The sequence below is a fragment of the Desulfogranum mediterraneum DSM 13871 genome (assembly GCF_000429965.1).
Lineage (GTDB): Bacteria > Desulfobacterota > Desulfobulbia > Desulfobulbales > Desulfobulbaceae > Desulfogranum > Desulfogranum mediterraneum.
Map to the genome: position 1 here is coordinate 17,621 of NZ_AUCW01000018.1, position 24,094 is coordinate 41,714.

Consider the following 24,094-nt stretch of genomic DNA (forward strand, 5'->3'; position numbering starts at 1 on the left):
TCCCTGGATGAGTGAAGAGTCGCTTGTGCGAAAACGGTGCAATCCTACCGCATATTAAGTAAAAAGTAAAAAATATATCCGGAGCCAGCTGGGCCACAAGACCTGGTTGGCGGAGATCGTTGATCAAAACACGTCCCATGGAGAGTAATGAAGAGCAGAGCCCTGGAGATCTTGACCCCACAGGCCCCCGATGGCCTGTGGCCAGCCCTGGCAGACACCCTGTCGGTGGTTGTCGTCCAAGGATATTCAGTCGAACAGTGGTCAGTGAGGAGCAGGTGCTGATCATCAATACCCTGTTTCCGGTGTTAGCCCTGATCCTGGCCGGCGGCCTGCTCAAGGGGGTTGGCTGCCTGGATGGAACCTTTTTTGCTGCCAGTGATCGGCTGGTCTACTTTGTGCTCTTTCCTCTGCTGCTCTTCTGGAAGATCGGCAGTGCCCCCCTGGGGCCAGGAACCAGCCTGTACTACCTGTTGCCGGCTGCCTGTGCGGTGTTCACGGTCTTTGTGCTCAGCTTGGTGGTCATCCGGCTCTTTAAGGTTGCACCCTTTAAGGCCGGCTCCTTTAATCAATGCTGCTATCGCTTCAACACCTATATCGGGATGGCAGTGGTGATCAACCTCTTTGGCGAAAAGGGGGTGCAGCTGTTCAGTATCCTGGTGGGCCTGCTTATCCCCTGTATCAACGTCATGGCTGTCTCGGTGCTGATCTGGTTTTCCGGGGAAAGTCAGGCCTGGCAGCAGCGTTTGAGCTCCACCCTCAAGAGTCTGCTGACCAATCCGCTGATCATCGGCTGCTGTTGCGGGATACTCTATGCCCGGCTGCTGGGCGGCTTTCCCGAGTATATCGACAACACCCTCAGGCTGTTGTCCTCGACTACCCTGCCTCTGGCCCTGCTTTCCATCGGCGGAGCCCTCTCCTTTCAAGGGATGCGGAAGAATGTGGGGCTGGCCCTGACCGGGGCCGGGATCAAACTGATCCTCTTTCCCCTGATCGGCGTGGTCTTTCTTGCCCTCTTCGGAGTGGCAGGGCTGGCCTGGAAGGTGTCGCTGCTCTTCTTTACCCTGCCCACCTCTACGGCAATCTATGTACTCTCCTCCCAACTCCATTCGGATACGGAACTGGCCTCGGCAGCCATCGTGGTTTCCACCTGTGGTGCCTTTTTCAGCATGTCCCTGGCCATTGCCAGCTTCCCTCCAGGCTGAAACAGCCCCGACAGCGGAAAGGAGCCTGCAGCGGCTGAGGCTGCGCAGCGGGGGGCGAGTCAGGAGCTGCAGGAGAGCATGGAGCATCCCGGCCGGTGGCGGGCCCACTCCGGTCGTTTTCCGGCATACTGTTCCTGCTCGGGCTGCTCATCATAGGGGGAGCGGAGCAACTGGAGCAGTTCCGCTATCAGACAGGGGTCACCCGCCTCTGCGCCATCGATGGCCAGCTGGGCCAGGTAATTACGGAGTACATACTTGGGGTTGACCCGGTTCATGGCTGCCCGTCGCTCCTGATGGTTGCGGCCTTCCCCGGCGAGACGCCGGGCATATTGTCTGAGCCACAGCTCCAGCTGTTGCCAGTAGCCCGGTGGGATCTGTTCGGGAGTGTAGTAGGCAGGGTAAAAGGGGTAGCGCTCAGCCGGTGGCAGAGTCGCGGAGGAGCTTGAAGGCCCTGCCTGGAGGAAGGGCTCAAGCTTAAGCTCAGCCAGCTTGCGGTAAAAGATGGTCATGTCGGTTTCGGTGAGCTGGAGCAACTCCAGAAGTGCGTCGATCAACTCCGGGTCCTCCTTGGGATCAAAGTGACGCAGTCCCAGTTTTTTCGCCTGCATATGCAGATGCTGCTGCTCCATCCGGGCAACGCTCTGCTCCAGGATCTCTTGCAGGGGATCCACCTCGCCTATCAGGGGGTAGAGGGCATTGGCCAGTTGGGACAGGTTCCAGAGGGCGACCCTGGCTTGATTGCCGAAACAGTACCTGCGGCCGTGGCGATCGGTTGTGTTCGGCGTCCAGGTAGGATCATAGCCCTCCAGCCAGCCGTAGGGACCGTAATCGATGGTCAGACCGAGGATGGACATGTTATCGGTATTCATCACCCCGTGGACAAAGCCCACCCGCAGCCAGTGGATAATCATGCTCAGGGTCTGGCTGCAGATCTCTTTAAAGAGTTCGGTGTAGGCCCTGGGCGAGGGCGTCCCCAGGTGGGGGAAGAAGGTCTTGAGGGTGTAGTCGGCCAGGCTGCCCAGCACCGCTGTTTCCCCCCGGACGCTATGGATCTGGAAGTTGCCGAAACGCAGAAAGCTCGGGGCCAGCCTGCAGACCACAGCCCCGGGCTCTTCCCTGATGTTGCCGTCATAGAACATGTCCCGATCCACCAGTTCGCCGGTGGTCACCAGGCTTAAGGCACGGGTGGTCGGAATCCCCAGCTGGTACATGGCCTCGCTGCAGAGAAACTCTCGCAGTGAGGAACGGAGCACGGCCAACCCGTCGGCTGTGCGCGAATAAGGGGTGGCACCGGCACCCTTGAGCTGCAGGGCCCAGCGTTCCCCCTGCCGATTGATCACCTCGCCCAGGTTGATGGCGCGACCATCCCCCAGCTGGCCGGCCCACTGGCCGAACTGGTGGCCGCCGTAACACATGGCATGGGGGTCCATGCCAGGGAGGAGCAGGTTGCCGCTGAAAATTTCAGTGAACCGTGGGGAGCGGCAGCTCTCGAGGCCGAGGTCCAGCAGGGAGGCGGCTTCGGCCGAGTAGGCAAGCAGACAGGGCGCCGTGACTGCCCTGGGCCGGACCCGGGAGTAGCAGACCTGGCTGACCTGACGGCGCCGGTTGCTGGAGAGAGGATCGCCTGGGAGTTCGCGGGTATAGCTGTTATCGAAAGAGAGCTCGTCCAGGGTGACGGAGGGCTTGAGCGGTGCTGCCATGGTGACTGTTCCGGTTGGAGGAGAAGGGGGGCTGGCAGGATTGGTTCAGGCTCGACCGGGAGCCTGGCCGGCTATGCCTCCTTTGCTGCTGCCGGCCGAAGCTCCCCTTAAGGTCAGGCTATGCACAGGGACGTACACGGCTCTTCTCTCAGCTGGAATCATGAGCGATGAGCTCTTTCTTGAGTAAAGAAGACGTCCTCTGGCCCGGGTAAGGAAAAATTTGCTGTGAGACGATGGCATAACAGTACCATGACCATACCATAAGCTATACCATAAGCTCGATTTCGGTTCAGGCCAGAGGGGAAGGGGCAATTCAGAACAAAGCCCCTTTGGATCAGCCCCTGATCAGGGGACCAGCGCCATGGCCTCGATCTCCACCAGCACATCTTTGGGCAACCTCGCCACCTCCACGCAGGATCGGGCCGGCGGTTCCTGGGGGAAATAGTGGCTGTAGACCTCGTTAAAGGCCGTAAAGTCATCCATGTCGCTGAGAAAACAGGTGGTCTTGATCACCTGCCCTGCATCGCTCCCTGCGGCGGCCAGCAGGGCCATCAGGTTGTCCAGTACCTGGCGGCTCTGTTCCGCGATCCCACCGGCAACCACCTCCATGGTGGCAGGATCCAGGGCGATCTGGCCCGAGGTATAGAGGATCTTGTCGACCTGGACAGCCTGGGAATAGGGGCCGATGGCTGCAGGGGCGGTTGGCGTGGAAAGGGTGGTCTTGTTCATGCTCTGCTCCTTGGTTGATTAGTGCTGGGGTGCCGGCTGGCTTGGGGACAGAGTCCGGTCGCCAACACGGTCTCTTAGCCGGTTTCGAGCTGAAGGCTCCCCTGAAGAGATACCCCCCATCCTACCGTTCTCTGGAAAAATAGCAATCTCCACCAGTCCCCTCATGACGGGTTCTTCCCTGTCCCTCGCCGGCCAGGACAGGGCAGGGAATCGGGAAAAAGAGCTGATAGGCGGTTGACACACCCCGGACATCCATTTAGGTTGCATTTATGGGAGTGGTGCCGTTGAGCCCCACTCTTCAGTCCTTGAACCTTTTTTTTGGTCGCAGACTATGAATCTCAAACTTTCTCCCACGGATGCCCTACTCCTGGTTGACCTCCAAAACGACTTCCTGGAGGGCGGCAGTTTAGCCGTGACCGGGACCGAGACCATCCTGGCCGCTGCGGTCGACTACCTTAAGCTCTTTGTGAACCAGGAGCTGACCGTCATCGCCAGCCGTGACTGGCATCCTCCCGATCACTGCTCCTTTGCGGAGCAGGGCGGCCCCTGGCCGAGTCACTGCGTGGCCGGCAGCCATGGGGCCCGCTTTAGCGATCAGTTGACCTTGCCCGCTGAGGTCCACATCGTCTCCAAGGCAAGTAGCGCCGAGGAGGAGGCCTACTCCGCCTTCCAGGGGACCGACCTTGCAGACTATGCCCGCCGTCAGGGCATCAGCCGGTTCTATATCTGCGGCCTGGCCACCGAATACTGTGTTCTGTACACCGTCAAGGATGCCATCAGCCAAGGCTTTACGGTGGTCGTGCTTGAGGACGGTATCAGGGCAGTGGACCTGCAACCAGGTGATGGTGAGCGGGCCTTGGCTGTGATGGAGCAGCAGGGTGCAATCAGAGCCACCAGAGGAGACCTTCAGTCATGACCGCTATCTCACCGCTGCTGACCGATCTCTACGAGTTCACCATGATGCAGGGCTATGTTGACCACCAGATGGAACAGACTGCATCCTTTGAATTTTTCATTCGCCGACTGCCACCTGAGCGAAATTTCCTGATGGCCGCAGGGCTCCAGCAGGTGGTGGAGTATCTGGAGGACCTCTCCTTTTCAGAGGATGATATCAGCTATCTGCGCTCCAGCGGCTTTTTCCATGAACGTTTTTTGGCCTACCTGCAGGAACTCCGCTTCACCGGCGATGTCCAGGCCATGGCCGAAGGGACGATCTTTTTCCCGGACGAACCCATTCTCCGCGTCAGCGCGCCCCTGCCCCTGGCCCAGCTGGTGGAAACCAGGATAATCAATATCCTCCAGTTTCAGAGCATGATCGCCTCCAAGGCCGCCCGGATCCGGCTGATCGAGCCCAAGGCCATGCTCATGGACTTTGGGCTCCGGCGGGCCCACGGTGCAGAGGCCGGCTTGCTGGCGGCCAGGGCCTCTTGTCTGGCAGGCTTTGATGGTACGGCCACGGTGGAGGCAGGGCGGCTTTTTGGCCTGCCGATCTTCGGGACCATGGCTCATTCCTTTATTCAGGCCCATGATTCCGAGCAGGAGGCCTTTCGCCACTTTGCCGCCAGTCAGCCCGACAACGTGGTGTTCCTGATTGATACCTACGATACCATCAAAGGGGCCCAAAATGTGGTCGCCCTGGCCGGAGAACTGGCTGCGAAAAACATCCCGATCAAGGGCGTCCGGATCGACTCCGGCGATCTGGTGGCAGGGGCGTTCCAGGTGCGTAAGATCCTGGACCAGGCCGGCCTGAGGGAGGTGAAGATCCTGCTCAGTTCCAGCCTGGACGAGTACTCCCTGGCAGAGATCACCGCTGCAGGAGCACCGGTCGACGGTTACGGCATCGGCACCAAGATGATCACCTCTGCAGACTATGCCTTTCTCGACTGCTCCTATAAGCTGGTGGAATATGCCGGCACAGGTCGTCGCAAACGTTCCCAGGGCAAGGAGACCTGGCCGGGTCGAAAGCAGGTCTTCCGCCAATACGATGATCAGGGACTCCTGTCCAAGGACTGCCTCACCCTGGACTCCGACCGTCTGCCAGGCAGACCCTTGCTTCAGCCGGTGATGGCAGAGGGACAACCCCTGGCCCAGTTGCCGGATCTCGAGTCCTGTCGGGAGCATGCCCGGGCCGAACTGGCCAGCCTGCCGGAATCCATGCGGACCATTGAGCAGGTCCCCTTGCCTGAGTTGGAGATTGCTCCGGCCCTGCTGCGCCTGACCAGGGAGGTCGACCAGGAGAGCGCTGGGGGGTAAAGCTGTCGCAAGCCTCTTTTCCTGTCCATCCTGCTGCCGGGGTCGCACCGGGTGCAGGGTCATCCTGACATTTTAACCAAGGAGTACCGGTGAAGACCAATATCCGTATCGCCCTACTGATTGATTGCGATAATGTCAGCTCCGTCTCGGTGGACGGGGTGTTGGAGGAGTTGGCCAAGTATGGCACGGTCAACGTCCGCCATGCCCATGGCAACTGGAAGAGTAACCAGCTCTCAGGCTGGGTGGAAAAACTGCATCCCTTTGCCATTCGACCGATCCAGCAGTTTGCCTACACCACCGGGAAAAACGCCACAGATGCGGCCATGATCATTGATGCCATGGATCTGTTGTACAGTAAAAACATCGACGCCTTTGCCCTGATGACCAGTGACAGCGATTTTACCCCCTTGGTGATGCGCATTCTTGAAAACGGTCTGCCGGTCTACGGCTTTGGCGAAAAAAAGACGCCCCTGCCCTTTGTCCATGCCTGTTCCCAGTTTATCTATACGGAAAATCTGCACAATGAAACCGCTGAAAAGAGCGATGAGCAGCCAGGGGTGAGCAAGCGGTCGCGCAACGAACTGCGGGGAGATACGGCCCTGGTAAAGCTGCTCCGCACCTCGGTGGAACAGACCTCGGAGGAGGATGGCTGGTCGGATTTGAGTAAGGTCGGCAAATATATCTCCAACAACAGTTCTTTTTCCCCGATCAACTATGGCTATAAAAAGATCAGCGAGTTGATCAGGATCAGTGAGCTCTTTGAGATCGAGATGCGTCACAACAACAATGCCATCTATATCAAAGATGTCCGAACGGTTTGAGATGAGGACAGGAAGGAGCTCTGCTCCAGGAGAGGCGACTCTTGCTGCGTGCTGGGGGATGAAGGACCTGGGAGCGGTGTGACCATGAAAACCATAGGATTGATCGGCGGCATGAGCTGGGAAAGTACGGCCGCCTACTATCGCCTGCTCAACGAAGAGGCCAGGGCCCGGCTGGGAGGGCTCCATTCTGCCCAGATCCTCCTCTACAGCGTCGACTTTGAGCCCATCGAACAGCTCCAGCACCAGGGCGACTGGGAGGGGGCTGCCCGGATACTGACTAAAGCCGCCCTCCGACTTCAGGACGGTGGAGCCGACTTCTTCCTCATCTGCACCAATACCATGCACAGGGTGGCCCCCCTGGTCGAGGCCGCGGTCCGGATACCGCTGCTCCACATTGCAGATCCCACTGCAGAGTCACTGCTGGCCAAGGGAGTGCAAACCGTTGGCCTCCTTGGTACCGCCTTTACCATGGAACAGGAATTCTATAGGGGCCGGCTGGAGCAGCGGCATGGCCTTGAGGTGGTAACACCCTCCCGCGCAGACCGTAGGATCGTTCATGATATTATTTACCAGGAGCTCTGTCAGGGAAAGATCCGACAGGCAGCCAAGAGTGCCTACCTCCGGATCATCGGGGAGCTGGCCGGCAGAGGTGCGGAGGCGGTTATCTTAGGATGTACCGAGATCGGCCTGCTGGTGAAGCAGGAGGATAGCGCCGTGCCTCTCTATGACACCACAGCTCTCCATGCCGTCAGGGCCATGGAGTTGGCCCTGACAGCCAAGCCAGGGGCATCGGCTCCGTCCCTTTGAAGGAGAGGGCCGGGGCGGAGATCAGGATGGTTTGAGAGGCTGCGACCCTGTTGCGGCTTTTTAAATCGTCTGTGCAAGAGAATAGAGGAGCCCTGGGGAGGGTGTTGATCATGGATAATCGATTCCAGGGCTTACTGGCGATACACCTTGCCGTGCTGCTCTTCGGGGTTGCCGGTCTTTTTGGAAAACTGCTTGAGCTTGGTCCCGGCCTGATCGTATTTGGCCGGACCCTGTTTGCCGCCCTTGGACTGTTGCTGGTGCTTCCGCTGCTCAAGATAGACATCAGGATCAGGCAGGGACGTGATATCGGCGGATTTGTACTGATGGGCGCCATCCTGGCTCTCCACTGGGTGACCTTTTTCCATGCTATCCAGGTTTCTACCGTGGCCATCGGCCTGTTGACCTTCTCCTCCTTCCCCATCTTTGTCACTTTCCTCGAGCCCCTGTTCTTCAGGGAACGGTTGCGTTTTTTTGAGGTCATGGTCTCCCTAGTGGTCTTTCTGGGCCTGGTCCTGGTGGTGCCTGAGTTTGATCTTGCCAATGATCTCACCCGGGGTGCCTTTTGGGGGATGATCTCGGGCCTGACCTTTGCCCTGCTCTCCATCCTGAACCGCAAGTTTGTGGGCCGCTATCCCGCCCTCACCGTTGCGCTCTATCAGGATGCGGTGGCCTGTCTTCTGCTCCTGCCCTTTGTGGGTGGCGCCATTTTTGGGATCACCATGGCTGAGTTGGGACAACTGGTCATCCTGGGCGTGGTTTTCACGGCCCTGGCCCACACCCTCTTTATCCAGGGCATGCTGGTGGTCAGGGCCCAGCTGGCCAGTGTTATTACCTGCCTTGAACCGGTCTACGGCATTCTGCTTGCCCTGGTCCTGCTCCACGAGATTCCCAGCTGGCGGGAGCTGGTCGGCGGCGTGGTGATCATCGGTACCATCCTCCTTGCCACCAGATTTTCCAGGGACTCCGGTCGTCTGGTTGAACCCGGTTGTTCCCCTGAAGGATGAGGGGGGTGAGCTGAAACCCTGTTCTTGCAAATAACGGATCCGTCCTTATGGTATATGGTACAGAAAAACAGGGGCATGTGGGAAGTGTCGGGGGACTGATATTGACGTTGTGAAGCTGTTTTCCCCTGTTTTTCGAGCACAACCTGCCGGAGAAGCAACAGGTCCGGCATCATTCATCCGGGTCGTTGAACCGCTCGTTTCACGATCAGCCTTGCTGGTGTCTCTAGGATCACTCTCTTGCTCAGCCCCCCTTTGCCGATCAGCTTATTATCGTGGAGGTGTGGCATGGGAACAATACACTATAAGGACAAAGATATAGCACTGGATGGAGAGGGCTTTCTCTGTGCCGGAGAAGAGTGGAACCAAGAGGTTGCCCAACAGATAGCAACCAGAGAGGGGATCCCCCGTCTCAACGAGGAGCAGTTGGAGATTATTCAGTTCATGCGGGAATACTTTCATAAGTACAAGGTGTTTCCCATTCTCAATAATATCTGCAAGCTCAGCCATCAGCCCAAGCAGTGCGTCAATGAACAGTTTGTCAATCCTGAACTGGCCTGGAAGATTGCAGGCCTGCCCAAACAGGAGGGGTTTCATTTTATCAGTATGGATGGCAAAACCTACAAGATGGAATCCTGTTGCTGAGCCCTGTGCGGCAAGGGGGAAGTTATGTATACCAGTAGTCAAATTTGTGAGAAAATTAGCAGCATGTATCCTGATATCGGAGCCTGCGGAGCCGAACTTGAGGTCTCCTTTGACGGTGAGAATAAATCATGGCTGGTTCATCTGAAAAAAGGTGAACATGAGTTGGAGCATCACCTGGAGTTTGTGGACGCAGAAGACTGCCTGGATGGAAAACAGTGTGTTGCCCTGGGATTGGAGGTGTCCCAGCTGTTAAACAATATTAAGGGAAAACAGTTTTAGCGCAATTCAGCCTGGTATCAAGGCCTTGGAGCAGGGTAGTTCATCCTGGCGCATGTCCCCCGGAGGTTCAGGAGGGAGATGAAGGGAGGAGCGTGGCACCCTGCTCCCTGGTATCGAGGGGGGACACGCCTCCATAGCAACGATTGCTCTTTGGGCACAGGCGCCAACGAAGCCACGAAACCAAGAAACAGCCCTTGAGCCTGCCTTTACCTGAAGGTGAGCAAGAGAACAGAGCTATGCCCGGCCCTCAACCTTACGAGGGCCGGGCATAGCTCTGTTCGATCAGCTGCGCATCTTCAGCCGTGATGTTCATAAATTCCACCGCAATAAAATCCTCACTTTTGCGTACAACCAGAGCCTTGAGACGTCTGCTTGCTTGAGCGGTTCCCTGAGAACCGAGCACAAACTCCAGGAAGATCGTTTCATAGCACTCCACAGCAAAGGGGACAGCAGCAATCTTGCAACCGCTGGTAGAGATGTCGATGATGGTACCTGTACCGTTCTCCCGGGGTGTTTCAATGCGCACCTCCAGGTTGGAGGTCGGGTAGCGTTTCCCCTTGCGATCGATAATAATAGCATCATCAGTCAGCAGTTTTTCGGCCTCTTCCCGGGAAGAGACATAGATGGGTTTGTAGCCCTGGATTGTGTCGTGAAGTTGTAAAAACTGTCTGAACAGGGTGTTGTCCTTGCGGACGATGCGAATGGTGGAGCCGACCTCCTGGGAGAGGAGGAACTCAATGATCTTGTTGAGGACCGGGATGGCTGAGATGTACCAGAAGTCGCAACGGGAATAATCGGCGACCACATGGAAACCGGGGCGAAGGTCGGCAACAGAAAATCGAATGTCGGTGTAGAGCGATTCGATATTTTGTTTTTTGAGTTGTCCCAGAAGGGAGAAGTAAAGAATGTTATTGGCCTGGTCCAACCGTATCTGCGGCTTTTCGCTGGTCATGGGCAGTTGTGCAAAAATAGAGGGGATGCCTTGGATGCCTTGGGGGGAGAGGAATTTTTCTTCATTAGCTTACTTTATACGCTGCCCTTTCTCAAGGCATTCGTCCTGAGTGGCGTCCTGAGCGGCAAAGAGAGTCTTGATGGTCTCGATCCATACCTCTTTTACTGACGCCGATTTTTTTTCGATAACTATCCTCTAAGCTCTGCCAAGTTTTTGCAGGGTGATCTCCGCTCCACCGCCTTTGGCCATGCCCGATAGGCAGGCTTAAGGCCACCTTGAAAAATGGCCTTTTCTTCCAATCTTGGCGTTGCGCTCAAAATTTTATCCTCGGAATATCAAACATATGCCTGCGGCAAAATTTATCGCGCGCCTTAACCTTGATCGAAAAATCTCATTTTTCAAGGTACCCTTAAGCTGATCTTCGAGACAAGATCTCATCTTTCAAGATACCCTTTTCCGGATCAAAGTGGTACAAACCAGCAGGTGGATGGGGTTGTACGGTTCTGCCGGGAGGGGCAGGTTGGAGAAATGGTCCAGCCCGGTATCGGCATATGCCTAAAGCTAGCTTGAGCAAACTCGTACCATCTACGACAACGACATCCGTATTTCATTTCAGATCAGCTTCAAAGTTTCCCAGAGAAGGACCTATGGAACGATTATTGGTAATTACCCTCGCAGCAGCCCTGAGTACCGTGTTTTATTACTGGTTCTCCTGGGCAGTGAACAGAAAGAAAATGCAGGAGTTCATCTTTGCCAACCAGTGGTTGATGCATCCCAATGCCATCTGCTACTGGAGAACCCTGCTGGCCCTGGTGGCGCTGGTGCTTTACTTTTTTAGCAGCCAGCAGTCGCTGGGGATCATCATCTTTGGCTTTGCCGCGGTGCTGGACGGTGCCGACGGCATCGTTGCCAGGCGCTGTGACCTGGGTTCTACCTGGGGAGAGTGGTTGGATCCCATGTGTGATAAGTTGACCTACCTGCCTCCCTTGATCGGCTTTGCCTACACCGGGATCGTCTCCATTGGCCTGATCTGGGCCCTGGTGGCTGTCGAGCTGTTTGGCCAGTTTTTTGCCCGCCACGTGCTCTCCCTGCTCAAGCTCTCCGGTGCAGCCAACAATTTCGGCAAGATCAAGGCCATCATCTGTTTTGCCCTGGTGATCTTCTGTGCCTTGCTGGATGAAAATCCAGGCGTCATTGATATCGGCAACGAGGTGCTGATGGCCTGTATTATCCTCTCCTCAGCTTCGGTACTGTTCAAGTTCATCCCCAACAGGCTCTATGCCGACATCCTCTCCACCCTGAACTTTTTTTGTGGCCTCACCAGCCTCTATCTGACCCATCATCAACACTTTGCCGGGGCCATCCTGGTGATCATCGTCGGCCAACTCTTTGACCTCTTTGACGGTCGAATGGCAGAGATCCACGGTGGGACGAAGTATGGCCCATACCTGGACGATATTGCAGACTTTGTCAGTTTCGGCCTGGCTCCAGCCTATGTGATTGTCCGCTCCGGCGGGACCATGGCCCCTTTTTTCGCGGTGATCTTCTTTGTTGCAGTGGCCTATCGGCTGGTCCGTTTTGTTGTCGTGGATAAAAAACGGAGCGATCTTCCGGAAGGTGTTTTCTGCGGCCTGCCCAGTCCGGCAGGGGCCCTGCTGGTGTTGGGTGCCTCTCTGACCTTTGATCCGGATTTGATCTGGGTGATCACCTCCCTGTCCGTGGGGCTGATGGTCAGTCACCTCCGTTTTGCCCACTTTGGCCGGGTTATCCTCAAACAGCTGCCCAAACCCTTATTCTTCCTGGCCAGCGCGACCCTGGTCGTCACCATCGCCTATGTGCTCAAGGCCAAGAATGTCCATATGTTTGGAGTCTTGATCCTCTGCTCGGTGATTCTCTATATGGTGGCCGGTCGGAAGTGCCCGCCACTGGAAAATGCCGGGTCCTGAGTCCTCCTCCTGAGTTCCCTCTCCGGCCTGGTGGATCTCCACCAGGCCGGCCCCCTGTTCCGACTCTTATCCTTGATCCTCTTCTTGGTTCTCTGCAACTGACCGGCTCAGCCAGTTGCGCAGCTGTCGTTCAATCCGTGGCTGAATTTCCTCAAGCAGTTCGGCGTCCTCCAGGTAGGGGCAGGGCCTGTCGTAGGGGAACTGACGACACTGTCTGGGGCGGGCAGGGTGGATGGTGCAACGACGGTTGAATTGTTGGTTATCGAGAAAGATGCAGGAACCGTCTTCCCTGGTCCGGAAGGTGTTCTTTCCCTCCAGGTACAGTCTTCGTACCTCGCCGTCCCTGATTTGAAAGTAGCGGCCAATCCGGTTGATGTCGATGGCATCCAGGTAGAGGCTGGCTCCTTCCAGACGGTAACAGCAGTAGCCGGGACAGTAGTTGCAGAAGGTCTTGTTGGTGGCGAGGCTGTAGGCTGCTGTTTCGGTCATTGGGGGTCCTTGGACGCATATCCGGTGGGGGGATGTGGGGGGAGCTCATCGCCCCCTTGATTAATTGATTTTTCTCCGAACCTTGACCTTGGGCTCAAGGTTTTGTTCCCGGAATATCAGTCGCATGCCTGCGGCAAGACGTATCGTCTGGTTTGACCTTGATCGGAAAATCTGATTTTTCAAGGTACGCTACAGCTTTGCCCTCACCACTTCTTCCGACGGTAATCGCGGCCCAGCATCTCAGAGGCATCCATCACCACCATAAGGGCCATGGGATCATGGCGTTGAATGATATCCCTGAGCACCGTGATCCTGCTCGCCTCGACCACGATGAAGATCATGGTTTTTTGGTTGTTGCTGAGGAGGTCGTCCCCTTGGACGATGGTACCGTGGGGGCCAAGGTGTTGACCAATCTGTTCGGCCAGGAGCGTGGTCTGCTCCGAGACGATATGAACCACCTTCTCGGAAGGGCCGCCGGTGAGGATCATGTCGATGCAGCGGGAGGTGACATAGATGCTGATCAGTGACCAGAGCGAGGGTTCTATCCCGTTGAAGACCAGTGCCGACGAGGAGATAATCAGGGCATCGATGCAGAGAATGGTATGCCCTGCCTTAATCCCATATCGATCGCTCAGTATCCTGGCAACAATGGTTGAGCCTCCTGAGGAGCCGTGGCCGCGGAGGACCAGGCCTACGCCCAGGCCAATAGCCACCCCTCCGAACAGGGCGGCCAGGAGCAGGTTGTCGCTTATGGGCTCAAGTTGAAGCACCAGCTGAAAGGTATCGACCAGGCCTGAGACCAGGAAGATGGAGATAACCGTTCTTATCCCGAAACCCTTGCCCAGATGTCGCATCCCTATAAGGAGCAGGGGCAGGTTGATGGCGAGCATGATCGCCCCCAGGGAGATGGCCGGCAAAATATGGTTGATCAGGATACCCAGGCCAGGACTGCCGCCGGTGGCGATATTGTTGGGAGCAAGAAAGAGGACCACTCCCAGGGCTGTCAGCAGGGAACCGGTGACGATATAGCATGCATTTTTCAGTTCATAGCCAAGGGCGGTGGACGGTCTAAAGAGTGAAGCCATGGGTACGCTGTCTGCTCGCTGCTGGGGGGGCATGGGGCTGTCGGTCGGCCTCCCTTGTACGGTAATCCCGGAGATACTACCAGGAAAAAAAGACCTTCGGCCAAATTGGCTCCTGCCGACCGCGTAGCAGACCATGGCCACGGCATCCCGAGCCAGGATGCTGCAGAGGCCTCTTTAGCGAACGGTCCATCCCGGGGCTGACGGTGCCCTTGACCGTCAGTTGCACTGCACAGCCCAGCGGCGATCAGCCCAGCGGCGATCAGCTCAGCGGCTGGTCATCATAGAGGATGTTCAGATTTTTCAGGAGATGACGGTCATCACGCAGCAGTTGGTGCACCGTGGAGCGGTTGAACCAGATGATCTCCACCGGTCCCAGGCAGCGGATGGTGGCGTCATTTTTGCCGGTAAGCACGGTGTAGACGCCCAGGACCGTACCCGGACCCAGGATATCGGCCCCTATCCGTTCCTCCTCTCCAGCCTGATTGTCGAGTTGTTCAACCGCACCCCTTACGAGCAGGGCCAGAGAGCCGTCTGGCTCTCCATGGTGATAGAGAACTTCCCCCTTGTGATAGATCCGGACCTCCATGGCATTCTGCAACCGTTGCCTGGTCTCTGCGGCCGTGCCCTCAAGCCAGGGAGCACGTTCCAGGATGTCCCGGGGCGGTGGAACTTCGATCTTGGTAGGGGTCTGGTGCAGTTGCTTGAGCCTGGTTTCCACCTCGTCAAACATCTTGTCCGCCTCTGCCTTATCCAGGAGGCCGTCATCCAGAAGTCCCTCGATGGTGGCTCGCTGGCGGTTGAGCAGGGAGCGGGATGCGGCCCTGGTTTCCAGGGCGATAATGACTTCGGGAAAGGCCTGACGCAGCTGCTCTATCCGCTCATAGGCGATCCGTTTATTCCTGAGTACCTCGCCCTGCACCTCCTCTGCAGACTGGGGTGAGGGGTCGAGCAGTTCTATCATCTTGGGATAGCTGTTCATGGCGTGGATGAAGCCGCGGGCAACATCATAGCCCAGGGCCAGGCGGTCAAAAGAGATGGAGAGCAGTAGCCTGTTGAGCAGGGGGACCCGTTCCAGCCAGCGAAAGAGCAGGGGCATGTCCCAGAGCTTGTAGAGCAGCGGTCTGGGTGAAATGGTCGGTTCTTCATCCAGGGCCCGTTCGACGGCGTCCACCAGGATGTTGGTGGCTGCCCCGCCTAAGAGGCCTTGCTGGAACTGGAGCCAATACTGTTTTCGTTCCGCCTCCAACAGGCGCCGTTTGAATTCGCAGTCAATATCTGCCTGCCGGGCGGCCGTGGTGTTAAGGAGAGGTGGCGGAGTGGTGGATGTCGGGGCGAGGATGGTGGCGGAGATCAGCTGCCAGTCAGCTCTTTGAAAAAATCGGTTCTGCCGGAGCAGGGGCAGGAGTTCGTTCATCTCGCGGACAATGTGGGTCCTGGCCTGGTCCACGGTGGCCTGTTTGCCCGTAGGCAGGCTGTTCAGGCCAAGCCATCTGAGCACCAGGGGCATGGTTGTACCGTTGATCAACAGGGTCAGAACCACGATACCGGCGGTCATGAAGAGGACCTGGTTACCGAATTCCGTGGCAATCCGCTGGTCCTGGGTGATGATCAGAGCCATGGTAAGGGCGACCGCCCCGCGTAAGCCGCCCCAGATCAGCACCGTTGCCTTGTGGATGGTGATTCCGATTCCGATACGACGCAGCAGGGGGAGAAAGAGCAGGATGGAGCCGGCCCGGATCAGGAGGATGCCGCCAAAAAAGAGCAGCAGGGCCTTCCAGGCGGCTGTCTGATCAAGCTGAACCCGGAGGGCGATGATCAGGCCGACCAGGAGAAAGATCAGGGTGTTGGCCAGGTAGGCCATCACCTTCCAGAAGTGGTGGAGAAAACCGGCTATCTCCGGGGAGATCCTGGTGCGGCCGATGCCGGCCAGGAGCAGGGCCAGGGTAACCACCGCAACCACTCCGGAAACATGGAAGATGCTTTCAGCGGTAAGGAAGGCCAGGTAGGCCACGGTGATGGAGAGGGTGATCTCCACCATCGCGTCCTTGTAGATCTTGCCCAGAAAGATAATGGCCAGGCCGCCGAAAAAGAGGCCGACCAAGAGCCCCATGCTCACCCCCCAGAGAAATTGCCACCCTATGCCCGGAAGCAGGGACCAGGAGAGCTCCTGCTGGCTCTCGCCGACCATGAGGTGATAGAAGAGGGTGAAGAGGACAATGGCTGTGCCGTCGTTGAGCAGGGACTCTCCCTCCAGCAGGGTCTCCAGCCGTTTGCGGGAGCTCAACTCCTTGAGCAGGGCCACCACAGCCACCGGATCCGTGGCGCTGATCAGGGAGCCGAAGAGCAGGGCCGCGGTCCAGCTCCAGTTCCAGGGGAAGAGATATTTTGCCAGGGTGGCGGTCAGGATGGTGCTGACCAGCAGGCTGGGGACCGCCAAAATGGCTATCTGGAGGAGGGTCCGGCGAAAGAGATGGACCTCCATGGCAAAGGCCGATTCAAAGATCAGGGTGGGAAGGAAGAGAAACATGATCAGGTGCGGGTCCATGTTGGTGACCAGTTCCAGGGTATGACCAAAGAGGCCGACCTCTGCAGGGACCATACCGCCCCGCTGGGCAAAGCCCAGGCCGAGCCCGAGGAGCAGCAGAGCGATGGTATAGGGCAGGGCGATGTTTTTTAAAAAGTGCCGCAGGATCGAACCTGTGAGCAGGGAGAGGATGACGAAGAGGAGAATGAGGAAACCTGTCTGCTGGTCCATGGAACTCCACTGGTGAATGGGTGAAGGCCGAGGCCTGGAACGAGGGAGACCTGTTTCTTTTTAGAGTACACCAAGTGCGGTAAAAAGAGAGCGATTTTTCTCGGCAGAGGGTGAGAGGTGGAGGGAGCTGCCGGGATTGTTCGCTCAAGCCGGGGCCTGGCCGCCGGCCTCAGCTGCCCCTCCTGTTCTGGTTGGCAATGAGGATACCGGAGATGATCAGCAGGGCGCTGCCGAGGTGGAGTATGCCGACTTGTTCGTCGAGGAAGATAAAGGCCAACAGGCCGCTGAACAGGGGCAGGGTGTAGTAGATCATCCCTGATTTTGTCGGACCGATGGAGACGATGGCCTTGTTCCAGAGAATAAAGGCGGTAAGGGAGGCGAATACCCCCACGTAGGCGATGGAGAGCAGGGCCTTGGTATCAAAATGAATGGTGGGCACCTGCATGGATTCCCAGATAAAGAGGGGGAAGAGGAAGAGCAGGCCAAGCAGGAAGGTGCCGAGTTGGAAGGCCCAGATGCTCAAGCCCTGGGGCTTGTACCGGATGAGGATGCTGTAGAGGGCAAAGATCAGGGAGGCGGTCACCATCCAGAGATCCCCGAGCGTAAAGGAGATCTCCAGGAGTGCGGCCAGGTCTCCGTTGGTGATGAGCAGGATGACCCCTCCGGCCACCAGGAGGATGCCAAGACTCTTGTTGAGAGTGATCGGATCCCGGAACAGTATTCGTAAGAGGATCACGATGAATACCGGAAAGGTGATGGCTATCAGGGAGAGATTCAAGGCCGTGGTGGTGTGGCCGGCAAGGTAGATCAGGGTGTTAAAGATGGTGATCCCAAGAAGTGCGGTGATCGAGAGGTATCCCAGGTGCTCTCTGAGCAGGAGACGCTCGTTGAGCAGTGGCCGGAGTGCAAAGGGCAGAAAAACCAGGACGGCAACGGTCCAGCGCCAAAAGGCCAGGCTCACCGGAGGAATGGTGGAGCTGAGATCCCGGGCAACAATAAAGTTCCCTGACCAGATAGCCGTTGCGCCGATGGCGCACAGATAACCGGCGAGTCCTGGTGGCTGTGCTGGCTGTGCCTTCATCGCAGATGCTCCTGACCATGGCGGTCTGTTGGGATGGTGCCGACCGTTGCTGAGGGCCGGGTTGCTGGCGGCTGGCTATGCTACTCCTGGTGTTGGTTGTCGTCAACCTCTTAACCGATGCGGGCTGAACTACTTTTCAGGATAGGAGGGATGTGGCTATCCGGATCTCCCAAGGGAACGGCGTCAGGCACCTCTCCCCTCCCAGTCATTCAATCTTTGGTTGTCGTTCCCGTGGAGGCGGGAATCCAGTTTTGGAGGAGGCATGAAGCATCCCCGTATCTACCCTGGGGCCGTATGCAGACTTGATCCCCTCATTTCCCCATTTTATAAGCAGGGGATAAAGGTATGGGAGAAAGAGCTCAAAAAAAAACGTAGAGGGCTGACGGTATGCCGCAGAGAAGAAGTGAAGCCCCAGGGGGAACGCACGCTGTGAGCCGCTACTGTACCGCCCTGGATGAGCGTCTGCGCAGGCCTGAGGGCAGAAACGGCGTTCTCCTCAGGGAATGCACCGGCTGCCGGTCAGGGGCGAGCTCAGGGGGCGACTACGGCATGCCGTGTGCAGGTCTCTGGCTACTCGGCGCTCTCCGGAGACCAGAGAACGTGTGCCAGCTCGACCCGATCGCCGGAGTCAAAGACCACCCCCTCTGCTTCCAGTAAGGATTTTTGCAGCTCGTATCCCTGGAAGGGTGGCAGGGAGATCCGACCCTGCCTGTTGATGACCCTGTGCCAGGGCAGGTCTTCCCTGGCTGAAGAAGAGTGGAGGATCCGGGCGACCTGTCGGGCTGCCCGGGAGTTGCCGGCCATGGCTGCAACCATACCGTAGGTAGAGACTCGGCCAGGCGGGATGGAGTGGATGATGGATATCACCTGGTTGGTGAAGCCCTGTCTGCGCATCTCTGCCTGCTACCAGTTTTCATAGGTACTGATCCGTTCTACGCTTTCCCAGTCAGGTTCCCGAATCTCCGGAAAGAAGTCCAGGCCGGTCATGGCTTCGATCAGGTTCACCGAGACCAGGTAATTATCGATCTCTCCATGTTTCTTAATCTGATGGGGAAAGAGGAAGGCCAATATTTTAGGGCGTTGCTCCTGCTCGGTGATCACCAGTTTGTAAAACATCGGAGGCACGGAAACCCCATTGCCGATGCGGTCATAGCTGCCTGAACCGAAGATGCAGCCGGCAAAGACCCAGACCTCCTGCTGTTGCTCGCGGAGTAAGGTCTCCCGAACATAGGTCTCCAGTTTGTACCAAAGGCCCCCGGAACCGTTGAAATTGTAGTGATGCTGGGGTGCCATGTTGGACATGTACATGATCTCATAAACCGTCTGGGCATCATCCGGGTCGCCGTCCCGGGCATTGGCGCCATCGTGATCGCGGTCGCCTCCTGCAATAAAGTAGGGGGCAAGGTGTCCCTTGGCGTAATTCCGCCAGGTCTTGAATTGGTCACGGTAATCTGCCGGGCTGGCTTCACTGTCCAGATCCGGATCGTTCCTGAACGTGCCCCAGCCACCCTTGCTGCGCGGTGGAGTATGGGTGTAGGAGGGCTTGACATGATAGGCAACCCAGCGGGGGGTCTTATGCTCGGGGTCGAATTGAATGATATACCCCTTTCGTTCAATAAAGGAGCCGTTGGAGGGCACTCCTCCATAGGCATGGGGATGGCCTGCAGCGGCGGTGTAGCTCCTGCAAATAAAGAATAGTGTGAAAAAAAAGAGGATGGGTCGCATAGTTTACCTTGGGGAAGCGGGGGCATCTGCTGTATTCTGTCCCCCAGATAAAGCACGACTGCTTTGAGGGTGTCAATATTTAAGTGACCAGAGCTTCTTTACCGCAAAGGTTGGTTACGGCGATCTTGGATCGCAGCCTCTTCTAGGACCCGCCACCTCGGGCGCTGAACCCTCGGGGCAAGCATGGGCTAAGTGTTGGCTCAGTAAGGGCTCAGTATGGGTAAATGGAACCACTGTCTCGATGGTTCCCGCCGAAGCTGGTCAGGAGTTGGAGAGCTACAGATGGGAATATTCGAATCTTTTACCTGGGGTCCGGAATTCGTGACCGGAATCGCCGATGTTGATCATCAGCACCAGGGACTCGTTGAGCTGGTTAACCAGTTCGGCGCTGCCCTGGCTGAGAATAGTCTGAACAGAGATGTTCTGGTCAATACTTTCCAGGAGTTGGCCGATTATTCACGATACCATTTTGATACAGAGGAAAAGTACATGGTCGCCATGGAACTCGATTCCCGACACATCGATCGGCATCGTGACCAGCACTGTCAATTTGTCTGCCATATCACCGATTTTTTCAATCGTTTCGATGCAGCGGACCTGGAGGAGTACCGTCCCCTGTTTGACTATCTGCTCCATTGGTTGGTGTATCATATCCTGGGCATGGATCAAAATATGGCCCGCCAGGTGGGCGCCATCACAAAAGGGGCCACTTCGCTGGCAGCCTATAATCGAGAAGAAAGGAGCGATAACGCGGCTACCGAGCCCCTGCTTGCGGCCTTACATGGTCTCTTTGATCTGGTCTCCAGGCGCAACAGGGCTCTGCAGGAACTGAACCTCTCTTTGGAAAAGCGGGTTGGCCAAAGGACCCGGGAGTTGTTGGAGGCGAACAAGGCCCTTGAACTCATCTCGGTGACCGACCACCTGACCCAGCTCCCGAATCGGCGTTTTGCCCTGCGTCAGTTACAGCTCTTGCTTGAAGAGACCCTTGTCACCAAGAAGCCCCTGGCCTGTCTGATGGTGGATGCGGACGGCTTTAAGACCATTAATGATACCCAGGGCCATGATGCCGGCGATCTGGTCCTGCAGCGTCTTGCCACTGAACTGAAAGACTCGGTGCGCAGTGACGATCTTGTCTGCAGACTGGGTGGAGATGAGTTTATCATCGTCTGCCCCGCTACCAGCCTCCAGGGCGCTCTGTTGTTGGCCGAAGAAACCAGGAAGAGAGTGAACGCCATGAGGGTGGCTGCAGGCGATGGCTTTTGGCAGGGCTCGATTTCCATTGGAGTGGCCTCCACCGACGAGGGCCTCCAGGAGGTTGATCCCCTGATCAAGGCCGCCGACCAGGCGGTCTATCTTGCCAAAAAAGAAGGCAGAAACTGCGTGCGCTCCCGGCTCCGCCTGTTTTCCTGATTCCCTTGCACAGAACTGCCAGGAGGGAGGGGCGAGCCGGGTAGAGACCTTTGGTAAAGTTGTTGCCCGGCCACTGTACCTTCCTCCGCTGTCCGCACCTGAGCTAGCACCCTCTCCTGCCGCCTTGTTCATTTGCCCGCTCCGGACCGCTGCTCGATCACTGAATCTGGAGATCCCTGCGGTGGTATCTTTTTTCAGTCTGTCCTTTCCGATTTTCCGGATATTTCTTCCTTTAATCTGTAATAAACGGCGAAAACAGTTGGCTGTCTATGCGGGTCGACACAGCTAGTTTCTTGATCTCATATGATATTAAATCCCCCACCATGTGGGAGTCGGAAAAGTCACAGTGTGGGTTTAAAATTGCAAGAACTTTCTGTACATCGAGCTCGAATCGTAGTGATCAAACGATAGCCTGGTGGTTGCGACTCTTATCCCTTGTCTTTTCCGGCAGCTATCGTTTCCAGGTGAGGTTTTTAAAAAAAGAACAAGGGGAGGTCTGTCTATGCAACAAGCAAGCTGTCAATCAAAGAAGAGAATGTTTTGCCAGACTGAGCGGCGTTGGCGAACCAGTTTAGTCGCTCTGACCACGCTTGTCGGAGTGGTGTTGAGCGGGGCCCTGGTCGGTGCAGTCCCGCTGCCGGGCGACCTGAGTATTAGCGGCAGTGAAATCAGTTTTGACACGGGCTACTTCTCCACCGCAGGGAGCGCGACCACCATCTCTGCAAGCCGAATTTATGCCACGGTCGGTGGGGTGGACACATCAACAGCCTTTGATGAGACCGGCTTACTGGCCCCGGCTCTCAACCCCATCCCAGGACCCTTTACCCAGACCGGTGACGGGTTAGGTCTGGAGGTAACCGCCTCCACCGCCTCCAGCGACTTGCCTGCGGGGTTTTTCCTGGGGGTGGACCTGATCTTTGATCTGACCAACAGCTCTGCCACGGAGAGCTATGAGGTGGATATCCGCTGGACCTTTGACAACAGCGTCGATGCAGATGGAGTAGATGCCTACGCCACATCGGAGTTTGATCTCTTTGCCGATGGGATGACAGAGTTCACCGACATCGCCTCTGATACCTTTTTTGGGGATGAGTTTGACGGCGTCCTGACCGGCACCTTTGGTGAGGTGGTTGTCGACAGCGGTTCCCTGCTCTTTACCCTCACCCTGGCGCCCGGGGATATGGTTCAGGTCAGTGGGGAGTATACCCTGGATGGGGAAGTTTTTTTGGAGGGGACCAGCTCTGCCGCCTTTTCCTCCTTTGTCAGCATCGACGGTTTCACCAGGCTTGGCGGGGGGGGGAGTCCGGTTCCCGAGCCTGCCACCTTGCTGCTTTTCGGTGTCGGCCTGGCCGCCGTGGCTGGACGAGTACGGCGGAGCAGAAACAAGCAGGCCTGACATGGCAGCGCGCTTCCCTGTCTACAGGGCAGGAGGAAATCGTGCGGCAAAGAGAACAACAAATGCCACTGTAACCTTACTGAGGAGGTAGTACCATGATGAAAGATATCCTGCACAAGAGTCTGGCAAGCAGTTGTATGGTCCTGTTGGCCATGGGGCTTTTTTTCAGTGTTCCCAGTCCGTCCCAGGCCTCCGAACCTTTCATTGCCCAGATCATCATGTTCGGCGGCAACTTTGCCCCCAGGAACTGGGCCTTCTGTGACGGCCAGATCTTACCCATCTCCCAAAACACGGCCCTCTTTTCCCTGCTTGGCACCACCTACGGGGGGGACGGCCGGACCTCCTTTGGTCTGCCGGACCTGCGTGGCCGAACCGCTGTCCATCCAGGAACCGGACCTGGCCTGTCCTCTCGTCGGCTCGGTGAAAGGTGGGGAGCCGAGCAGGTGATCCTGAGCCTGGCCCAGATGCCGTCCCATAACCATAATTTAAACGCAACCAGTAATCCCGGCAATACCACCACTCCGGCTGCAAATACCGTTCTGGCAAGGGACGGGCGCGACCGGGCCTACTCCACCGAGGCGCCAAACGTTGACATGACTGGCGGTACCGATAACACCGGTGGCAGCCAACCCTTTAACATCAGTCAGCCCTCGCTTGGGATTTACCACATTATTGCCCTTCAGGGCGTGTATCCCTCTCGAAGTTAAACCTTGAGTTCAGGGAAAGATAGGCGCCTTGCAGAAGGCGCCTATTTCGGTGCCGCTGCGGCCCACCAATCGGGGTGGGCGTGGGCCAAAGGGATAAGAGGGGGCAGCAGGATCGGCTAGCCCCTTGGATGGAGGAATGATGCATACTCTTTTGAGTTCACTGCTTTGCCTGGTACTGCTTTTTACCGGCGGCCTGCTTCCGAGTCTGGCGGCTGACAGCGACAGGCAGCTGCGCCGTGCTCAGAAACTTCTTGCCGCCGGTGACTACAGCAGGGCCTACCAGGCCTACCACAATCTCGCCCAGGAGTCGGACCATCCTCTGGCCCAGTTTTCACTGGCCCTGTTTCATGAAAACGGCTGGGGCAGACCGGTCGATCCCCGGGCTGCTTGCCGTTGGTACGGCACCGCGGCCCAGGGAGAGGTCCCTGCTGCTGCTCATTTCTATGCCGAGTGTCTGGCAGCTGGAACCGTCGTCCCTGGCTCTGCTGGCGATGTGATTTACTGGTATGAACAGGCCATTGCCCTTGGCCATGGCGGTTCCCACTACCCCCTTGGCCAGCTGCTCCTGGCCAGCGAGCGTAGTAAGGACAGGGAAAAGGCTCTCCTCCACCTGACCCAGGCCGCCTCCCTTGGCAATCAGCAGGCTCAGTTCCAGCTGGGCAGGTTCTTCCACAGCGGGGATAAGGTGGAGCCGGATCATCACCAGGCCTATCAGTGGTATCTGCAGGCAGCCCAACAGGGTAACCGCCAGGCCCAGTACTGGCTGGCCATGCTCCTCCGCGACAGCCCTGCGGCTGAGCTGCAGTCTGCGGAGCAGGCCCTGCGATGGTTTGAGTCCGCAGCCGCCCAGGGCTATCTGCCTGCCTATCTGCCTACGGCACAGGCCTACCTGGGGGGCACGGGTGAACTCCCCTCCCAACAGATTCCAGCCCCTGCCCTGGCCAAGGCCTACCTGTGGCTCTCTGCGGCAGTGAGCAGGAGGTCAGGACCAGAAGAACAGTTTGAGTGCAAGGCCTTGCTCGATCAGGTGCTGGTGCGCATGCCAAAGACCTGGAGGCCGGCCCTGGACCGCAAGGTCAGCAGCCATCTCCGCCAGTTTGAGGACTAAGTT

General features: G+C 57.2%; 22 protein-coding genes. 13 read left to right on the top strand and 9 right to left on the bottom strand.

Annotated elements, in window-relative coordinates; all coding sequences use genetic code 11:
* The first annotated feature begins 119 nt into the window (after positions 1-119).
* Complete coding sequence (locus tag G494_RS0109500) at positions 120-1,202, top strand: AEC family transporter (protein ID WP_232362521.1); 1,083 nt, start codon at positions 120-122, stop codon at positions 1,200-1,202.
* A 59-nt stretch (positions 1,203-1,261) separates the two neighbouring features.
* Here G494_RS0109500 and G494_RS0109505 read toward each other — a convergent pair whose 3' ends face one another.
* Together G494_RS0109505 and G494_RS0109515 are read right to left on the bottom strand one after the other, a co-directional pair.
* Positions 1,262-2,902 carry a protein adenylyltransferase SelO gene (locus G494_RS0109505; RefSeq protein ID WP_028584347.1) on the bottom strand — a complete coding sequence of 547 codons (1,641 nt, stop codon included), beginning with the start codon at positions 2,900-2,902 and terminating at the stop codon, positions 1,262-1,264.
* 345 nt (positions 2,903-3,247) lie between these two features.
* Positions 3,248-3,631: a RidA family protein gene (locus G494_RS0109515; protein WP_028584349.1), complete on the bottom strand. Its 384-nt coding sequence runs from the start codon at positions 3,629-3,631 to the stop codon at positions 3,248-3,250.
* A gap of 331 nt (positions 3,632-3,962) precedes the next feature.
* Here G494_RS0109515 and G494_RS0109520 point away from each other — a divergent pair, with 331 nt between their 5' ends.
* The 7 genes from G494_RS0109520 to G494_RS0109550 all read left to right on the top strand — a co-directional run bounded on the left by G494_RS0109520 (position 3,963) and on the right by G494_RS0109550 (position 9,437).
* Complete coding sequence (locus G494_RS0109520; RefSeq protein ID WP_028584350.1) at positions 3,963-4,547, top strand: isochorismatase family protein; 585 nt, start codon at positions 3,963-3,965, stop codon at positions 4,545-4,547.
* Positions 4,544-5,884 carry a nicotinate phosphoribosyltransferase gene (locus G494_RS0109525; protein ID WP_028584351.1) on the top strand — a complete coding sequence of 447 codons (1,341 nt, stop codon included), beginning with the start codon at positions 4,544-4,546 and terminating at the stop codon, positions 5,882-5,884. Before G494_RS0109520 ends, G494_RS0109525 begins: the two co-directional genes overlap by 4 nt.
* An 89-nt stretch (positions 5,885-5,973) precedes the next feature.
* Positions 5,974-6,705, top strand: a complete 732-nt coding sequence (locus G494_RS0109530; protein ID WP_028584352.1) for an NYN domain-containing protein — start codon at positions 5,974-5,976, stop codon at positions 6,703-6,705.
* A gap of 84 nt (positions 6,706-6,789) precedes the next feature.
* A complete protein-coding gene (locus G494_RS0109535; protein ID WP_028584353.1) occupies positions 6,790-7,512 on the top strand; it encodes an aspartate/glutamate racemase family protein in 723 nt (240 codons plus the stop codon).
* 110 nt (positions 7,513-7,622) lie between these two features.
* Entirely contained in the window at positions 7,623-8,516 is an 894-nt protein-coding gene (locus tag G494_RS0109540) for a DMT family transporter (protein WP_028584354.1), read from the top strand.
* 285 nt (positions 8,517-8,801) lie between these two features.
* The gene (locus G494_RS0109545) at positions 8,802-9,158 is read left to right on the top strand and encodes a TusE/DsrC/DsvC family sulfur relay protein (RefSeq protein ID WP_028584355.1); all 357 of its coding nucleotides are present in this window, start codon (positions 8,802-8,804) and stop codon (positions 9,156-9,158) included.
* Positions 9,159-9,221: 63 nt separating this feature from the next.
* The gene (locus tag G494_RS0109550; protein WP_232362522.1) at positions 9,222-9,437 is read left to right on the top strand and encodes a hypothetical protein; all 216 of its coding nucleotides are present in this window, start codon (positions 9,222-9,224) and stop codon (positions 9,435-9,437) included.
* A 253-nt stretch (positions 9,438-9,690) separates the two neighbouring features.
* Here the strand turns inward: G494_RS0109550 and G494_RS0109555 are convergent, their stop codons facing one another.
* Positions 9,691-10,389, bottom strand: a complete 699-nt coding sequence (locus G494_RS0109555; RefSeq protein ID WP_028584357.1) for a PilZ domain-containing protein — start codon at positions 10,387-10,389, stop codon at positions 9,691-9,693.
* 647 nt (positions 10,390-11,036) lie between these two features.
* Here G494_RS0109555 and G494_RS0109565 point away from each other — a divergent pair.
* Positions 11,037-12,335, top strand: a complete 1,299-nt coding sequence (locus G494_RS0109565) for a CDP-alcohol phosphatidyltransferase family protein (protein ID WP_028584358.1) — start codon at positions 11,037-11,039, stop codon at positions 12,333-12,335.
* Positions 12,336-12,401: 66 nt separating this feature from the next.
* On the opposite strand, the gene G494_RS0109570 is transcribed toward G494_RS0109565, so the two are convergent.
* From G494_RS0109570 to G494_RS0109595, 6 genes are all read right to left on the bottom strand, one after another.
* Complete coding sequence (locus G494_RS0109570) at positions 12,402-12,824, bottom strand: YkgJ family cysteine cluster protein (protein ID WP_028584359.1); 423 nt, start codon at positions 12,822-12,824, stop codon at positions 12,402-12,404.
* Positions 12,825-13,027: 203 nt separating this feature from the next.
* Positions 13,028-13,909: a YitT family protein gene (locus tag G494_RS0109575; RefSeq protein WP_051305571.1), complete on the bottom strand. Its 882-nt coding sequence runs from the start codon at positions 13,907-13,909 to the stop codon at positions 13,028-13,030.
* Between the two features lie 259 nt (positions 13,910-14,168).
* Positions 14,169-16,664 (bottom strand): cation:proton antiporter domain-containing protein, encoded by a 2,496-nt coding sequence (locus G494_RS0109580; protein ID WP_028584361.1) that lies wholly within the window; start codon positions 16,662-16,664, stop codon positions 14,169-14,171.
* Between the two features lie 169 nt (positions 16,665-16,833).
* Positions 16,834-17,745, bottom strand: coding sequence for a DMT family transporter (locus G494_RS0109585; RefSeq protein WP_028584362.1), 912 nt, complete (start codon positions 17,743-17,745; stop codon positions 16,834-16,836).
* 570 nt (positions 17,746-18,315) lie between these two features.
* Complete coding sequence (locus G494_RS0109590; RefSeq protein ID WP_028584363.1) at positions 18,316-18,639, bottom strand: MGMT family protein; 324 nt, start codon at positions 18,637-18,639, stop codon at positions 18,316-18,318.
* Between the two features lie 9 nt (positions 18,640-18,648).
* Entirely contained in the window at positions 18,649-19,470 is an 822-nt protein-coding gene (locus G494_RS0109595) for a DNA/RNA non-specific endonuclease (RefSeq protein ID WP_028584364.1), read from the bottom strand.
* 282 nt (positions 19,471-19,752) lie between these two features.
* Between G494_RS0109595 and G494_RS0109600 the strand changes: the two genes are divergently transcribed.
* The 4 genes from G494_RS0109600 to G494_RS0109615 all read left to right on the top strand — a co-directional run bounded on the left by G494_RS0109600 (position 19,753) and on the right by G494_RS0109615 (position 24,091).
* Positions 19,753-20,880, top strand: a complete 1,128-nt coding sequence (locus G494_RS0109600) for a GGDEF domain-containing protein (protein ID WP_028584365.1) — start codon at positions 19,753-19,755, stop codon at positions 20,878-20,880.
* A 535-nt stretch (positions 20,881-21,415) separates the two neighbouring features.
* Entirely contained in the window at positions 21,416-22,276 is an 861-nt protein-coding gene (locus tag G494_RS27370) for a PEP-CTERM sorting domain-containing protein (RefSeq protein ID WP_208597656.1), read from the top strand.
* A 152-nt stretch (positions 22,277-22,428) separates the two neighbouring features.
* Complete coding sequence (locus G494_RS0109610; RefSeq protein ID WP_051305581.1) at positions 22,429-22,983, top strand: phage tail protein; 555 nt, start codon at positions 22,429-22,431, stop codon at positions 22,981-22,983.
* Between the two features lie 136 nt (positions 22,984-23,119).
* Positions 23,120-24,091 (top strand): tetratricopeptide repeat protein, encoded by a 972-nt coding sequence (locus G494_RS0109615; protein ID WP_084456631.1) that lies wholly within the window; start codon positions 23,120-23,122, stop codon positions 24,089-24,091.
* Positions 24,092-24,094: the final 3 nt, after the last annotated feature.